A 14,364-nucleotide genomic window follows, 5' to 3' on the forward strand; every position below is an offset into this window, starting at 1 on the left:
GGGAGGGGACGGGGGTGGGTGGTGTCCAGGCAAAACGGCCACCGGGCGCCCGACGCCGCCGCATCACGAGCACGCCACCCACCCCCAGCCCCTTCCTGAGAGGGAGGGGAGAAAGAGAGACCGTCATGGCCGTCTACACGCAGGTGTCCGCCGAATCCCTCGACGCCTTCCTGCGCCGCTACGACGATGTCGGTGATCTCGTCTCGGCCAAGGGCATCGCCGAAGGGGTGGAGAACAGCAATTACCTCGTCGACACCACCACTTCGCGCTTCATCCTGACGCTGTACGAAAAGCGCGTGGATGCGGGCGACCTGCCCTTCTTCCTCGCCCTGCTCGATCACCTCGCCACGCGCGGTCTGCCGGTTCCGCCGGCACTCGCCGATCGCGAAGGCGTCGCGATCCAGACGCTGGAAGGGCGCCCCGCCTGCCTGATCCGCTTCCTGACCGGCATCTCGCTCTCGCGCCCCACGCCGCAACAGGCGGTCACCGCGGGCGCCGCGCTCGGCCGGATGCACGGCGCGGTTGCCGATTTTGCCGGGCAGCGGCCCAACACGCTGGGGGTGGCCGACTGGCGCCCGCTACTCGACCGCTGCGGTCGCGACCTCGATGGCATCGCACCCGGCCTCTACGGCCGCATCGACGCCGCGCTGGCCGCGGTCGAGGCCGCCTGGCCACGCGATCTCGCCACCAGCGTCATCCACGCCGATCTGTTTCCCGACAATGTCCTGATGCTGGGCGACCAGGTGACCGGACTCATCGATTTCTACTTCGCCTGCAACGACATCCGCGCCTATGACGTCGCGGTGATGCACACCTCCTGGGCCTTCGATTCCATCGGCGCGCCGCTCGATGGCGTCGGCTCCGCGGTGCTCGCCGGTTATGACGCGGCATTCGGCTTGTCTGCCGAGGAGCGCGCGGCACTGCCCGTGTTGGCCAAGGGTGCGTGCATCCGGTTCCTGCTGACCCGCGCGTGGGACTGGCTCAATACCCCAGCCGATGCGCTGGTGACGCGCAAGGATCCACTCGCCTATCTGCGCCGCCTCGACTGGTATGACGCGCATCCGGAGGCTTTCGCATGACCGAATCGCAACTCGTCGAAATCGCCACCGACGGCGCGTGCAAGGGCAATCCGGGCCCCGGCGGCTGGGGCGCGCTGCTGCGCTTCGGCACCCACGAAAAGGAATTGTCGGGCGGCGAGACGCTCACCACCAACAATCGCATGGAGCTGACCGCCGCGATCGAGGCGCTGCGCGTCCTTACCCGCCCGTGCCGCATTCGCCTGTCGACCGACAGCAAATATGTGATGGACGGCCTGACCCGCTGGATTCACGGCTGGCGCAAGAACGGCTGGCGCACCGCCGACAAGAAGCCGGTGAAGAATGCCGAACTGTGGCAGGCGCTGTTCGCCGAAACGCAGAAGCACGAGATCGAATGGGTCTGGGTCAAGGGTCACGCCGGCCACCCCGACAACGAACGCGTCGACAAACTCGCAAGCGATGCGGCGCTGGCAGCGAGCCGCCCGGCGAGCTGACGCATCCCGCCCGCTACCCCGGCCGCGGAGCCGGGGCGGCGACAAGAGGCTGCCCCTCAGTCCTCCTGCACCTCGGCGGTCGGCCCATTCTTCAGGATCGAAGCGATCGCGTTGCGCGCCGAGGCACGGCTTTCATAGCCCTCGGTCCACCAGATCAATTCGTTGTTGAACTTGAACTTGGCGACGAACTCGCCCGCCTTGTTCTTCTCGATCACGAACCTGTGCGCCACGACGACACTCCCGCTGATACGATGCGCAGCGCCATAGCAAAGAAACGGGCGCGCTAGAAGCGCGTCGGCGCGTACCGCTCCGGGTCTACGCCCACCAGCCAGTCGGGCAGGCTGCGCCCCAACAACAGGCTCGCCGCCAGCGCGGCCGCGGCGGGCGCGGTCTGGATACCGAAGCCGCCCTGGCCAGCGCACCAGAAGAGGCCCGGCACGTCGCGATCGAAGCCGTACACGGGCAAACGGTCCGGCGCGAAGCTGCGTAGCCCCGCCCACCGCCGCTCGACCGCATCGACGCGCCAGTCGACGACGCCCTCGAACCGTTCGATCGCGATGGCGACGTCCATTTCGTCGGCAGCGGCATCGCCTGGTTCGACCGGCGTCTCGTCATGCGGGGTCAGCCACAGCCGACCGCCCACCTCCGGCTTGAAGTAGAAGCGCCCGCCGATGTCCTTGACGTGCGGCATTGCCGGCGGTGCGGCGGGATCGGTGCGCAGTTGCACCATCGTCCGCCGATAGGGGGCGATGCCGAGCGGCCGGGCGCCCGCCCGCACCGCCACCGCATCCGCCCACGCCCCCGCCGCATCCACCAAGACGCGGGCCCGATAGGGGCCGGCCGCCGTCTCGATCGTCCATACGCCGTCCGCGCGATGGGCTGCGATCAGTCCGGCCCGTGTCACGATCGCGCCGCCCATCCGCCGAACGATGCCGAGGTACGCGAGGTGCAAAGCGGCGACGTCGATATAGGCGCAGCTCGGCTCGATTACGCCCAGCGTCCAGTCGGCACGCAGGCCGGGTACGTATTCGCGTGGATCGACCCGCGCCAGCGCGACCGGCGTATCGGCGAAGGCGGCGAGCAGCGCGTCGATCGCGCCCCCATCCTCGGCGCGCCCGATATGCAGCGACCCCAGCGGCGTCAGCACGTCATGCGCGCGCAAGCCCGCCTCCGACGCGCTGGTCAGCGGCTGGATGCCCGGCCCGCCATAGGTTTCCGACCAGAACGCTGCCGACCGACCCGTCGCATGGTATCCAGGCTGATCCTCCGCCTCGAGCAGCAGTACGCGGGCATCGCGCCCGATCGCCGCGGCAAGGCTCGCGCCGGCGATCCCTGCACCGACGATGGCGATGTCATGGATCATGCCGCCAGCCGCTTGGCGAGGAAGGCATCGATCAGGCGATAGGCCCGCAGCCGCACCCCATCCGCCTCGCGCAGGATCTCATGCGCCGATTCGGGCCCGAACCGCACCAGCTCGACATCGGGCAGCCGCCCGGCGAGCCGCACCGCGGCGGCGGGATCGACCAGACCGTCTTCGTCGGCGACCAGCATCAGGATCGGCGTCGTCAGCGTGGCGAGCCGCGGATCGGCCTGCAACCGTGCGCCCGACGCGAACGCCTCGGCCACCCATCCCCAGCTCGGCGGCCCCAGCCGCAGCGCCGGATCGCGCGCATACCAATAGGCCTCGTCCGCATAGCGTGCGTGCGAATGCGTCAGCAGCCGCTCGCGATGCCCGGCGGAGGCCGCATCGCCGCGGACCTTCCACGCCGCCCGCGTCGGATCGAGCCGCGCCAGCGCCCGCGCCAGCAGCGCGCCCAGCCGGTTGCCGATCGGCGAACGGATGCCGACCATCGGCGCGACCAGCACCGCAGCATCGGGATCGACCCGCCCCTCGATCAGCGCCCGCAGCACCAGATGCCCCCCCATCGAATGGCCGAGCAGCGCCACCGGCGTATCCGCCTCCGCCCGCCACGCGCGCCAGAAATGGCCGAGGTCCTCGACCCAGGGCGCAAAACTCGCCGCATGGCCGACGTGGGGATCGGCACACAGCCGGCCCGACCCACCCTGCCCGCGCCAGTCGAATGCGGTCACCGACCAGCCGTGATCATGCAGCCACCCCATCGTCTCGACGAATTTCTCGATGATGTCGGCCCGCCCGCCCTGCACCAGGATGCGCCCGCGCGGGGCGGGATGCGTCCAGTCGAACCGGCGATGGCGCCAGCCGTCGGGCGCCACCCATTCGGACAGGCGCGACCCCGCAGGCCAGTCGCGGCGCAGCGCGTCGGGATCGGGGGATACGGTCGTGCTGGCGGCGGTCATGGCGATGGAGTCATGCACATCAGGGTCATCGCCATCATGGTTACGGTTTGGCAAGCCATGCCGTCTACCAGTGATCGCGTGATGGGATGGAACGCTTTCGCGATCGTCGGACTCGCCGTGGTCCTGGCCGCACTGCTGCTGGCGGCGGGGATCGAGGATGCGCGCACCCGCGAGATCGCCAATGCCAAGAATGCGGCGATCGCGCTGCTCGCGCCACTATGGTGGTGGGCCCTGGGCTTGGGCTGGACCGACGTCGGCGTGCAACTGCTCGTCGCCGCCATCGTCTTCGGGGTCTTCGTCGGCGCCTTTGCCGCCGGCTGGATGGGCGGCGGCGACGTCAAGATGATCGCCGCCATCTCGCTGTGGCTGCCGCTCGGCAGCCTCGTCGACATGCTGATGGTGATGGCGGTGCTGGGCGGCGCGATCACCGTGCTGATGATGATCGACCAGCGCCGCCGCCGCGCCTTCGGCACGATCGAGGTGCCCTATGGCGTCGCCATCGCAGCCGCCGCGCTGCTGGTGCTGCCGGCGATCCTGCCGATCGACGGTCCTGTGCCGGCTGCGGCCCAAGTGGCGCAAACCCGATCTTAACCACTCCGCTGCAATGATTACCGTCGGATCAACCACCGGCGACCTGAAAGGCCCGATGAGACATGGATAGTCGCAAGATCGTTTTGCTGGTGGGCGCGCTGTTCGTGGCCGGCATTACGGCATTCTTTGCTCGCACGCTCGTCGCCGGGTCCGCGGCACCGCAGGCGGCTGCCATGGGCACGCCGCCGCCACCGCCGCCCGTCACCGGCCCCGAAGTGCTGGTCGCGACGCGGGCGCTGCCCGTCGGCACCATCCTGGATGCGACCGCGCTGAAGTTTCAGCCTTGGCCCAAGGAACTGGTCGACGGCGCCTATTATCTGAAGCCGACGACGGACATCACCAAGCTGCAGGGCACGGTGGTGCGCAACGCGATCACTGCCGGCCAGCCGCTCACCAAGGGCGCGCTCGTCTTGCCCGGAGACCGCGGCTTCCTGGCCGCGGCGCTCGGCCCCGGCATGCGCGCGGTCACCGTCGCCGTGTCGAATCAGGCCGCGGTGGCGGGCTTCGTCTTTCCGGGCGACCGGATCGATCTGGTCCTGACGCAGACGGTTGCCGGCGGTGGCGACGGTCCGCCGCTGAAGGTGTCCGAAACGATCATGCGCAACGTCCGCGTGCTCGCCACCGACCAGCGCACCGACAATGTCGTCGGCGAGGACGGCAAGACCAAGGTCAGCACCTATTCCACCGTGACGCTGGAGGCGACGCCCAAGATGGCCGAGCAGGTCGCCGTCGCGCGCACGATCGGCGAACTGTCGCTGTCGCTGCGCGCGCTGGCCGACAATCCCAGCGAACTCGAAGAAGCGATCGCCAATGGCGCGGTGAAGGTGCCGGGCGATGCGAAGGGCGAAAAGGCGATGATGCTGCGCGTCGCTGCCCAACCGCAAAGCGGCAGCTCCAGCTTCGCCACCGGCGCCGACGTGTCGCGCTACCAGCGCAGCACGGTGCCGAGCGGCAAGGGCAATGGCCCCGCCTCGGTCCAGGGCGTGCCCCTACCGGGTGCGGGTGCGCCGGGTGCGGCAGCGGGAAGCACCGCCGTCGCCATGGGACCCGTCGTGCGCGTCGCGCGCGGCAACAACGTGACCGTCGTTCCGGTCGGGGGGAAGAATTAAGATGCGCACCACCGTATCTGCCGACGCACGCCGGCGCATCGCGCCGCCGCGCACGGCATCGCTCGGACTGGCGCTGGGCCTCGTGCTCGCGGCCGGCAGCCTCGGCGGCAGCGCCGATGCGCGCCTGCCCGCCGGCGGCGCCAGCGTGGCGGGATCGTCGATCGTGCAGGTCAACACCGGCCGCGGCCGGCTGGTGACGCTGCCGCGCGCGATGAGCGACGTGTTCGTCGCCGACGAGACCATCGCCGATGTGCAGGTCCGCTCGCCGACCCAGCTTTATATCTACGGCAAGAAGACCGGCGAGACGACCATCTCCGCCACCGCCAAGGGCGGCGCGGTCGTCTATGCGACCACGGTCCGCGTCGGCCAAAACCTCGATTCGATCGGCACGATGCTGCGTCTGGCGATGCCCGATGCGCAGTTGACCGCGACGCCGATGAACGGCCTTGTCCTGCTCACCGGCACGGTTGCGGGGCCCGGCGATGCGGCGGAAGCGGAGCGCCTCGTCCAGGCCTATGTCGGCGATACCACCAAGGTCCTCTCTCGCCTGCGCACCGCGACGCCGCTGCAGATCAATTTGCAGGTCCGCGTGGCGGAGGTCAGCCGCAACTTCATCAAGAACGTCGGCGTCAACTGGCAGACCAACGACGCCACCAGCGGCTTCAAATTCGGCCTCGCGCAGGGCCGCGGCGCCAGCACCAATTTCACACCCGGCGGGCAGTTGGGCACGGGCTTCACCACCCCCGCCACCGGCAGCAGCATCATCACCCAGGCCGCGAACAGTGCGACTTTGGGCCTCGCCAGCAAGCTGTTCGGCGTCGACGTGATCGGCGCGCTCGACCTGGGCGAAACGACGGGTCAGGTGACGACGCTCGCCAACCCCAACCTCACCGCTTTGTCGGGTGAGACCGCCACCTTCCTCGCCGGCGGCGAAGTGCCGGTGCCGATCGCGGGCGGCTTCGGCACGACCTCGGTCGAATACAAGCAATATGGCGTCAGCCTGGCCTATACGCCGACGGTGCTGTCGGACGGGCGCATCTCCCTGCGCGTCCGCCCCGAAGTGTCGCAGCTCGATTACGCCAATGCCGTCCAGCTCAACGGCACGCGCGTGCCCGGCCTCACCACCCGCCGCGTCGAAACGACGCTGGAACTGGGATCGGGCCAGAGCATGATGATCGGCGGCCTGCTGCAGAACGGCCACAACAACACGATCCAGAAGACGCCGTTCCTCGGCGACCTGCCGATCATCGGCTCGCTGTTCCGCTCGAACGGCTTCCAGCGCAACGAGACGGAACTGGTCATCATCATCACCCCGTATCTGGTGAAGCCGGTCAACAGCCTGTCGCAGATCGCGATGCCGACCGATGGCTATCGGGCACCGACCGACGCCGAACGCCTGCTGCTCGGGCAAATATCCGGCACGCCGGGTGGCCCGCGACCGGGACCGGTGATGGTGCCGGGTTCGCCGATGGCGGTCTCGCCGACGATCGGAGCCGCCGCCGCGGTGCCGGTCGGCCGCGCGCCCGTCCCCGCCTCGCCGCGCACCAGCGCCGATCCGCGCGCGACCGTGCGCCGGGCCGGAGCGGCGCCCGTCCCCGGCTTTTCCAACTGATGGCTTGCTCCAAGGACATGGCTGCGATGACCAAGCGTTCGATCCTTCCTGCCACGCTGCGCGCGACGCTCGCTGCGCCGGCCTTGCTGCTCGGCGGCTGCATGGGCACGCAGAATCCGGGGATCACCTCGGTGCATCAGCCCGTCGTCTCCCGGCAGGATTATGCTCTCGACGTCGCCACCGTGGGCGGGCGGCTCGCCCCCAGCGAAGCGCGCCGCCTGTCGGACTGGATGAACACTATGCATCTGGGCTTCGGCGATCGCGTCGGCGTCGATGCCGGCGGCCCGATCCCGGTCGCGGCGCGCGACGAAGTCGCCGCCGTGGTCGCCAGCTATGGCCTGCTGCTGTCGGACGATCACCCGGTCACTGCCGCCCCCGTGACGCCGGGCACGATCCGCGTCGTGGTCAGCCGCATGCACGCCCGCGTTCCCGGCTGCCCCGACTGGAGCCGCGACGCCTCGCACGAATTCGACTCCAATACCTCGTCGAACTTCGGCTGTGCGGTGAACACCAATCTGGCCGCCATGGTCGCTCGTCCGGGCGATCTGGTGCGCGGCGTCGATCACGATCCGATCAGCGATCCGGTGCTTACCGCCAAGGCGATCGACGCCTATCGCAAGAAACCGGCGACCGGCGCAGGCGCGCTGGAACAGGTCAGCGCCAAGGGGGGCCGTTGATATGAACGCGCCGTGGAAACCGGCCGGCATCGTCAGCCGCGATCCCTTCGCCGCCTATGTCTGCGACGAGGCCAGCGCCGAAGCGCTGCGCCCGATCGCCGGCGACATGGGCTGGTCGATCGACAAGGTCTACAAGGGTGGCCTGCGCAACGCGGTGCAGTCGCTGTCGGTCTCGGCAAGCCCGCAGATCCTGTTCGTCGACCTCGCCGAATCGGGCGATCCGCTCAACGATATCAACGCGCTGGCCGAAGTCTGCGAGCCCGGCACGGTGGTGATCGCCGCGGGCCAGGTGAACGACGTGCGCCTGTATCGCGATCTGATCGCGAGCGGCATTCAGGACTATCTGCTCAAGCCCTTGCAGCCCGACGCGCTGCGCGAATCGCTGGGCCACGCGCATGCGATGCTCAACGCGCCCAAGCCGATCGAAGCGAGCCTCGACCGGCCGCATAGCGCGATCGCCGTGATCGGCACGCGTGGCGGCGTCGGTGCGTCGACGATCGCGACCTCGCTCGCCTGGCTGGTCAGCGACAAGGAAAAGCGCACGACCGCGCTGCTCGACCTCGACGTGCATTTCGGCACCGGCGCTCTGACGCTCGACCTCGAACCCGGCCGCGGCCTCACCGACGCGATCGAAAACCCCAGCCGCATCGACGGCCTGTTCATCGAACGCGCGATGGTGAAGGCCAGCGAAAAGCTCGCGGTCCTCTCCGCCGAAGCGCCGATCAACACGCCACTGATGACCGACGGCACCGCCTTCCTCCAGTTGCAGGAGGAAATGCGTGCGGCGTTCGAGGCGACCGTGGTCGATCTGCCGCGCAGCATGCTGATCCTCTACCCGCACCTCATCCGCGACACGCAGTCGATGGTCGTGGTGACCGAGCTGACGCTCGCCGCCGCGCGCGACACGATCCGGCTGCTGTCCTGGCTGAAGGCCAACGCACCGCAGACGCAGGTGACCGTCGTCGCCAATCGCGTCCACGCCGCCGGCCAGCTCGAAATCAGCCGCAAGGATTTCGAAGGGTCGATCGAACGCAAGATCGATTTCCTAATCCCCTTCGACCAGAAGCTCGCGGCGCAGGCGGCCAAGCTCGGCAAGCCGCTGGCCGAGGCCGGCAAGAATTCGCGCACCATCGCGCCGATCATCGCGCTGACCCGCCATGTGCTCAACGCCGCCGACGACATGGTCGTGGGTGACGATGACGGCGGCACCGGCAAGCCCAAGAGCAAGTCCTTGCTCGGCGGCATGTCGGCGATGCTGTCGAAGCGCAGCAAGAAATAACGTCGGGCAAGGGCGCCGCGATGGATCTGTTCTCCCTTCTGATGCTGGGTCTCGGCGCGACGATCTCGCTGGGCATGGTGCTGTTCGTGTTCGCCGGCCCCTCGCCGCAGCGCGCACAGACGCGGCGCATCGCCGCGATGCGCGAACGGCACGGCGACAGCGGCGTCGTCGCCGATGCGCAGATGCGACGGATCGCGGCGGGGCGTGAACAGACGCGGTCCGACATTGCCTTCGGCCGCCTGCTGCCCAACCCCGAACAGCTCGCCAAGCGACTGGCGATGACCGGTCAAGACTGGACGGTCGGCCAATATGGCATGGTCAGCGCCGGACTGGTCGCCGTCATGACCGGCCTGCTGTGGCTGAAGGGCGCGCCACTGCTGCTCGCACTGCTGTTCGGCCTCGCGGTCGGCGCAGGCATACCGCATTGGCTCGTCGGCCAGTTCATCAAGCGCCGAATCGCCAAATTCACCGCTAAATTCCCTGACGCGATCGAACTCCTGGTCCGGGGTCTGCGATCGGGCTTACCCGTCAGCGAGACGATTCAGGTCGTCGGCAACGAAGTGGAAGGCCCTGTCGGCGAGGAATTCCGCATGGTCGCCGACAAGATGAAGATCGGCAAGTCGATGGACGCGGCGTTGCAAGACACCGCCGATCGGCTCGGCACGCCCGAATTCCAATTCTTCGTCATCACCATCGCGATCCAGCGCGAAACCGGCGGCAACCTTGCCGAAACGCTCGCCAACCTCGCGACGGTGCTGCGCCAGCGCGGCCAGATGAAGCTCAAGATCCGGGCGATGTCGTCGGAATCGAAGGCGTCGGCCTATATCGTCGGTTCGCTGCCCTTCATCGTCTTCACGATGATCTGGTTCATCAACACCAGTTACATGCAGAACTTCTTCGTCGACCCGCGTCTCATCATCACCGGCCTCGGCGGGCTGCTGTGGATGGGAATCGGCGTATTCATCATGGCCAAGATGGTCAGCTTCGAAATCTGACGGCGGGAACGGGTAGAGACATGCAGGCTTCCGGTCCGACACTGATGGGTATCGACGTGCTGTGGGTCGCGACGATCCTGTCGGGCGTCGCCGCCTTCGCGGTGATGATCGCAATCTACGCGGCGACGACGGTCAGCGACCCGATGAGCAAACGTGTCAAGTCGTTGAACGACCGGCGCGAACAGCTAAAGGCCGGCATCACCGCCTCCACCAAGCGGCGCGCCAAGCTGATCCAGCGCAACGACACCACCGACCTGATGCGCACGATGCTGTCGTCGCTGAAGGTGCTGCAGGACAGCCAGGTCAAGGAAGCGCAGCTCAAGCTGATGCGCGCCGGCATCCGGTCAAAGGATTGGGCCGTCGGCGTCATCTTCGGGCGAATGGTGCTGCCGATCGTGTTCGGTGGGATCATGGCGTTCATCGTCTACGGCACCTCGACCTTCGACGATTGGTCCGCGTTGAAGCGCTATGCTTTGGTCGCGGGGACGCTGGTGCTGTCGTACAAGGCGCCCGACATCTATCTCAAGAACGCCATCACCAAGCGCACCGATGCGATCCGAAAGGGGCTGCCCGATGCGCTCGACCTGCTGGTGATCTGCGCCGAAGCCGGCCTGACGGTCGACGCCGCCTTCCATCGCGTCGCCAAGGAACTGGGCCGCGCCTATCCCGAGTTGGGCGACGAATTCACGCTGACCGCAATCGAGCTGGGCTTCCTCACCGAACGGCGTCAGGCGTTCGAGAATCTCGCCACGCGCGTCGAGCTCGATGCGATCAAGGGCGTGGTCACGACGATGATCCAGACCGAGAAATACGGCACGCCGCTCGCGTCGGCCTTGCGCGTCCTGTCGGCGGAATTCCGCAACGAACGCATGATGCGCGCTGAGGAAAAGGCCGCGCGCCTACCCGCAATCATGACGATCCCGCTGATCCTGTTCATCCTGCCGACGCTGTTCATCGTCATCCTCGGCCCGGCGGCCTGTTCGATCAACGACGCCTTCTGACGGATGGGTGGGGTTCGAGGGCTTACCCCTCGAACCGCCATCCCACCGTATCGCCGGCCAGGAACGGCACGACCGACGTCTCGCCCTCGCCGATCCGCTCGGGCACCGTCACCGTCTCGCGCACCAGCGTCACCGTGCCCTCGTTCAGCGGCAGGCCGTAGAAGCGCTGGCCATGTTCCGACGCGAAGCCTTCGAACCGGTCGATCGCCCCGTCCTCGTCAAAGGCCTGCAGATACGCCTCGAGCGCAAAGGGTGCGTTGAAGATGCCCGCGCAACCGCAGCTCGACTCTTTTGCGCCGACGACGTGCGGCGCGCTGTCGGTCCCCAGAAAGAATCGCGGACTGCCCGACGTCGCCGCGCGCCGCACGGCCAGCCGATGCGCCTCGCGCTTTAGCACCGGCAGGCAATAGGCATGGGGCCGCAGGCCGCCGTCGAACATCGCGTTGCGGTTGATCAGGATATGCTGCGGCGTGATCGTCGCGGCGATCGGATGATCGACTTCACCGACGAAAGCGGCCGCTTCCGCGGTCGTGATATGCTCCAGCACGACCTTCAGCGCCGGATAGTCGCGGATTAGCGGCATCAGCACGCGCTCGATGAACACCGCCTCGCGATCGAAGATATCGACCGACGTGTCCGTCACCTCGCCATGGATCAGCAGCGGCATGCCGATCCGCTGCATCGTCTCCAGCACATCGGCCAGCGCGCGGATATCGGTGACACCATGCGCCGAATTGGTCGTCGCATGGGCCGGGTATAATTTGCAGGCGGTGAAGACGCCGGCCGCATGTCCCGCCGCAATTTCCGCGGCGTCGATGCCGTCGGTCAGATAGCAGGTCATCAGCGGCGTGAAGCCGCCACCGTCGCCGACCGCTGCCAGGATCCGCTGCCGATAGGCCTCCGCCGCGGCGACGCTCGTCACCGGCGGGGTCAGGTTCGGCATCACGATCGCCCGGCCGAATTGCCGCGCGGTGTGTCGCGCGACCTGCGTCAGCATCGCGCCATCGCGCAGGTGAACGTGCCAGTCGTCGGGGCGGCGGATGGTCAGGCGATCGGTCATGCGCCCTCCTATCGTCGTCGGCGCGGTCTCGCCACCTTGGAAAATGGCGGCGACAGCCTAGGTGCAGTGGCATGAACGCCACCACGCTCACCGATCGCGCCGTCATCCGCCTGTCCGGAGACGATGCACGCGGCTTCCTGCAGGGCCTCGTCACCAATGATGTCGCCGGCGCCTTGCCGGTCTGGGCGGCGCTGCTGACGCCGCAGGGTAAGGCGCTGTTCGATTTTCTCGTCTGGGCCGATGGCGACGACCTGCTCCTCGACGTCGAAGCGTCGCAGGCGGAGGCGCTCGTCCGACGGCTGACGCTCTATCGCCTGCGCCGACCGATTCGGATTGCGATCGACACGGGGCTGGCGGTGCATTGGTCGCGCGATGGGACGGAAGGGGTCGCCGACCCCCGCCTGTCCACACTCGGACAGCGCTGGATCGCGCGCCCCTCGCCACCCGTCGACGGGTGGCAGGCCCACCGCCTGTCGCTCGGCGTGACCGAAGGGATCAGCGAACTCGGCAATGGCGAAACGCTCTGGCTCGAATGCAATGCGCGCGAACTCAACGGCGTCAGCTTCACCAAGGGCTGCTACATCGGCCAGGAAAACACCGCGCGCATGCATCACCGTGCCAAGGTCAACCGGCGCCTGGTCGTTGCGCCATTGACGGAGCCGGGCGATCGCACGCGGGCGACCTATCCCGACCTCGGCCTCATGATCGAACACCGCCGGGTCGAGGCCCTCGGCGATGCGCTGATCCCCGGCTGGCTCGCCCCGGCGCTCGCCTGACGCTCAGCGCCCGACGGCGGTATAGGCGAAGCCGGCGGCTTCCACCTCTTCGCGGCGGTAGACGTTGCGCAGGTCGACCAGCACCGGCGCGGTCATCAGCGTCTTGAGCCGCGTCAGGTCGAGCGCGCGGAAGGCATCCCATTCGGTGACGATCACCACTGCGTCGGCGCCCTCGGCCGCATCATAGGCGTCGCTGCAATAGGTGAGGTCCGGCATCATCCGCCGTGCCGGCTCGACGCCTTCGGGATCATAGGCCCGCACCGTCACGCCCTCGTCGAGCAGCGCCTGCGCGATCGCGATCGACGGCGCGTCGCGCATATCGTCGGTGTTGGGCTTGAAGGTGAGGCCCAGCAGCGCGACCGTCTTGCCCTTGGGCGCATCGCCCAGCGCGTGCAGGACCTTGCGACCCATCGCACGCTTGCGGCTGTCGTTCACCTTCACCACCGCCTCGACGATGTGGATCGGGCTTTCGAAATCCTCGGCGGTCTTGAGCAGCGCCAGCGTGTCCTTCGGGAAGCACGATCCGCCATAGCCCGGGCCGGCATGCAGGAATTTCTTGCCGATGCGGTTGTCGAGCCCGATGCCGCGGCTGACGTCCTGCACGTCCGCCCCCACCGCTTCGCACAGGTCGGCGATCTCGTTGATGAAGGTGATCTTGGTCGCGAGGAAGGCGTTGGCCGCATATTTGATCAGCTCGCTGGTGCGGCGGCTGACGAACAGGATCGGTGATTCGTTGAGGTAGAGCGGGCGGTACACGCCGCGCATCACCCGCTGCGCGCCCTCGTCATCGGTGCCAATGACGATGCGGTCGGGACGCTTGAAGTCGCCGATCGCGGCGCCTTCGCGCAGAAATTCGGGGTTGGAGACGACCTGGACATCGACCTCGGGGCGCTTCTCCCGCAGGATCGCCTCCACCTTGTCGCCGGTGCCGACGGGGACGGTCGACTTGGTGACGACGACGGTCGGGCCGGTGACCGCCGCGGCGATCTCTTCGGTCGCGGCAAACACGTAGCTGAGGTCGGCATGGCCATCGCCGCGGCGCGAGGGCGTGCCGACCGCGATGAAGATCGCATCGGCGCCCGCCACGGACGAGGCCAGATCGGTGGTGAAGGTCAGCCGCCCCGCCGCCACGTTGCTCGCGACCAGCGTATCGAGACCCGGCTCGTAGATCGGCATCCGCCCCGCCTTCAGCGCGGCGATCTTGCCCTCGTCCTTATCGACGCAGATCACCTCATGCCCGAAATCGGCAAAGCAGGCGCCCGACACCAGGCCGACATAGCCCGAACCGATCATCGTAATGCGCATCGATACCTCGTCGTGGAGGGGTGATCCCCAATCACGCGCTCTCTAGCGAAACAGGGCGCGATTGCCACCCTCCCAACCGGAAGGGCAGGAAACGCCTCATCGTCAGCAC

15 protein-coding genes are annotated in these 14,364 nt (G+C 67.9%); 10 read left to right on the forward strand and 5 right to left on the reverse strand.

From position 1 onward, the window contains the following. Positions 1 to 125 precede the first annotated feature (125 nt). Both thrB and rnhA read left to right on the forward strand, forming a co-directional pair. Positions 126 to 1,079, forward strand: a complete 954-nt coding sequence (gene thrB, locus ACP7A3_RS05950) for a homoserine kinase (protein WP_426255001.1) — start codon at positions 126 to 128, stop codon at positions 1,077 to 1,079. Beyond that, entirely contained in the window at positions 1,076 to 1,531 is a 456-nt protein-coding gene (rnhA, locus tag ACP7A3_RS05955) for a ribonuclease HI (protein ID WP_426255000.1), read from the forward strand. Before thrB ends, rnhA begins: the two co-directional genes overlap by 4 nt. A gap of 56 nt (positions 1,532 to 1,587) precedes the next feature. Here rnhA and ACP7A3_RS05960 read toward each other — a convergent pair whose 3' ends face one another. From ACP7A3_RS05960 to ACP7A3_RS05970, 3 genes are read right to left on the reverse strand one after another with little or no spacing between them, the layout of a single operon-like run. Then, positions 1,588 to 1,761: a YegP family protein gene (locus tag ACP7A3_RS05960; RefSeq protein ID WP_017980046.1), complete on the reverse strand. Its 174-nt coding sequence runs from the start codon at positions 1,759 to 1,761 to the stop codon at positions 1,588 to 1,590. A gap of 53 nt (positions 1,762 to 1,814) precedes the next feature. Next, complete coding sequence (locus ACP7A3_RS05965) at positions 1,815 to 2,894, reverse strand: NAD(P)/FAD-dependent oxidoreductase (protein ID WP_426254999.1); 1,080 nt, start codon at positions 2,892 to 2,894, stop codon at positions 1,815 to 1,817. Continuing rightward, entirely contained in the window at positions 2,891 to 3,850 is a 960-nt protein-coding gene (locus tag ACP7A3_RS05970) for an alpha/beta fold hydrolase (protein WP_426254998.1), read from the reverse strand. The genes ACP7A3_RS05965 and ACP7A3_RS05970 overlap by 4 nt, the downstream gene beginning before the upstream one ends. 81 nt (positions 3,851 to 3,931) lie before the next feature. Between ACP7A3_RS05970 and ACP7A3_RS05975 the strand changes: the two genes are divergently transcribed. The 7 genes from ACP7A3_RS05975 to ACP7A3_RS06005 all read left to right on the forward strand — a co-directional run bounded on the left by ACP7A3_RS05975 (position 3,932) and on the right by ACP7A3_RS06005 (position 11,114). After that, entirely contained in the window at positions 3,932 to 4,441 is a 510-nt protein-coding gene (locus ACP7A3_RS05975; RefSeq protein WP_017980049.1) for an A24 family peptidase, read from the forward strand. 62 nt (positions 4,442 to 4,503) lie between these two features. Beyond that, positions 4,504 to 5,550: a Flp pilus assembly protein CpaB gene (gene cpaB / locus ACP7A3_RS05980; protein ID WP_426254997.1), complete on the forward strand. Its 1,047-nt coding sequence runs from the start codon at positions 4,504 to 4,506 to the stop codon at positions 5,548 to 5,550. Position 5,551: 1 nt separating this feature from the next. Then, positions 5,552 to 7,162: a pilus assembly protein N-terminal domain-containing protein gene (locus ACP7A3_RS05985; RefSeq protein WP_426254996.1), complete on the forward strand. Its 1,611-nt coding sequence runs from the start codon at positions 5,552 to 5,554 to the stop codon at positions 7,160 to 7,162. Positions 7,163 to 7,179: 17 nt separating this feature from the next. After that, positions 7,180 to 7,839 (forward strand): CpaD family pilus assembly protein, encoded by a 660-nt coding sequence (locus ACP7A3_RS05990; protein ID WP_426254995.1) that lies wholly within the window; start codon positions 7,180 to 7,182, stop codon positions 7,837 to 7,839. 1 nt (position 7,840) lies between these two features. Further along, a complete protein-coding gene (locus ACP7A3_RS05995) occupies positions 7,841 to 9,118 on the forward strand; it encodes a Flp pilus assembly protein ATPase CpaE (RefSeq protein ID WP_017980053.1) in 1,278 nt (425 codons plus the stop codon). Between the two features lie 20 nt (positions 9,119 to 9,138). Beyond that, complete coding sequence (locus tag ACP7A3_RS06000) at positions 9,139 to 10,113, forward strand: type II secretion system F family protein (protein ID WP_426254994.1); 975 nt, start codon at positions 9,139 to 9,141, stop codon at positions 10,111 to 10,113. Positions 10,114 to 10,133: 20 nt separating this feature from the next. Beyond that, positions 10,134 to 11,114 (forward strand): type II secretion system F family protein, encoded by a 981-nt coding sequence (locus ACP7A3_RS06005; protein WP_024310354.1) that lies wholly within the window; start codon positions 10,134 to 10,136, stop codon positions 11,112 to 11,114. Positions 11,115 to 11,136: 22 nt separating this feature from the next. Here the strand turns inward: ACP7A3_RS06005 and pyrC are convergent, their stop codons facing one another. Further along, positions 11,137 to 12,174: a dihydroorotase gene (gene pyrC, locus ACP7A3_RS06010; protein ID WP_426254993.1), complete on the reverse strand. Its 1,038-nt coding sequence runs from the start codon at positions 12,172 to 12,174 to the stop codon at positions 11,137 to 11,139. Between the two features lie 71 nt (positions 12,175 to 12,245). Here pyrC and ACP7A3_RS06015 point away from each other — a divergent pair, with 71 nt between their 5' ends. Continuing rightward, complete coding sequence (locus tag ACP7A3_RS06015; RefSeq protein ID WP_426254992.1) at positions 12,246 to 12,950, forward strand: YgfZ/GcvT domain-containing protein; 705 nt, start codon at positions 12,246 to 12,248, stop codon at positions 12,948 to 12,950. Between the two features lie 3 nt (positions 12,951 to 12,953). Here ACP7A3_RS06015 and ACP7A3_RS06020 read toward each other — a convergent pair whose 3' ends face one another. Next, the gene (locus tag ACP7A3_RS06020; protein WP_426254991.1) at positions 12,954 to 14,255 is read right to left on the reverse strand and encodes a UDP-glucose dehydrogenase family protein; all 1,302 of its coding nucleotides are present in this window, start codon (positions 14,253 to 14,255) and stop codon (positions 12,954 to 12,956) included. Positions 14,256 to 14,364 lie beyond the last annotated feature (109 nt).

The sequence above is a fragment of the Sphingomonas sp. DC5200-1 genome (genome assembly GCF_049897245.1).
In the GTDB taxonomy this organism is placed as follows: domain Bacteria; phylum Pseudomonadota; class Alphaproteobacteria; order Sphingomonadales; family Sphingomonadaceae; genus Sphingomonas; species Sphingomonas aquatilis.

Excerpts from the sequence above, each read along its gene's own strand:
- thrB (WP_426255001.1), top strand. The coding sequence starts at position 126 with ATGGCCGTCTACACGCAGGTGTCCGCCGAATCCCTCGACGCCTTCCTG.
- rnhA (WP_426255000.1), top strand. The coding sequence starts at position 1,076 with ATGACCGAATCGCAACTCGTCGAAATCGCCACCGACGGCGCGTGCAAG.
- ACP7A3_RS05965 (WP_426254999.1), bottom strand. The coding sequence starts at position 2,894 with ATGATCCATGACATCGCCATCGTCGGTGCAGGGATCGCCGGCGCGAGC.
- ACP7A3_RS05970 (WP_426254998.1), bottom strand. The coding sequence starts at position 3,850 with ATGACCGCCGCCAGCACGACCGTATCCCCCGATCCCGACGCGCTGCGC.
- ACP7A3_RS05975 (WP_017980049.1), top strand. The coding sequence starts at position 3,932 with ATGGGATGGAACGCTTTCGCGATCGTCGGACTCGCCGTGGTCCTGGCC.
- cpaB (WP_426254997.1), top strand. The coding sequence starts at position 4,504 with ATGGATAGTCGCAAGATCGTTTTGCTGGTGGGCGCGCTGTTCGTGGCC.
- ACP7A3_RS05985 (WP_426254996.1), top strand. The coding sequence starts at position 5,552 with ATGCGCACCACCGTATCTGCCGACGCACGCCGGCGCATCGCGCCGCCG.
- ACP7A3_RS05990 (WP_426254995.1), top strand. The coding sequence starts at position 7,180 with ATGGCTGCGATGACCAAGCGTTCGATCCTTCCTGCCACGCTGCGCGCG.
- ACP7A3_RS05995 (WP_017980053.1), top strand. The coding sequence starts at position 7,841 with ATGAACGCGCCGTGGAAACCGGCCGGCATCGTCAGCCGCGATCCCTTC.
- ACP7A3_RS06000 (WP_426254994.1), top strand. The coding sequence starts at position 9,139 with ATGGATCTGTTCTCCCTTCTGATGCTGGGTCTCGGCGCGACGATCTCG.
- ACP7A3_RS06005 (WP_024310354.1), top strand. The coding sequence starts at position 10,134 with ATGCAGGCTTCCGGTCCGACACTGATGGGTATCGACGTGCTGTGGGTC.
- pyrC (WP_426254993.1), bottom strand. The coding sequence starts at position 12,174 with ATGACCGATCGCCTGACCATCCGCCGCCCCGACGACTGGCACGTTCAC.
- ACP7A3_RS06015 (WP_426254992.1), top strand. The coding sequence starts at position 12,246 with ATGAACGCCACCACGCTCACCGATCGCGCCGTCATCCGCCTGTCCGGA.
- ACP7A3_RS06020 (WP_426254991.1), bottom strand. The coding sequence starts at position 14,255 with ATGCGCATTACGATGATCGGTTCGGGCTATGTCGGCCTGGTGTCGGGC.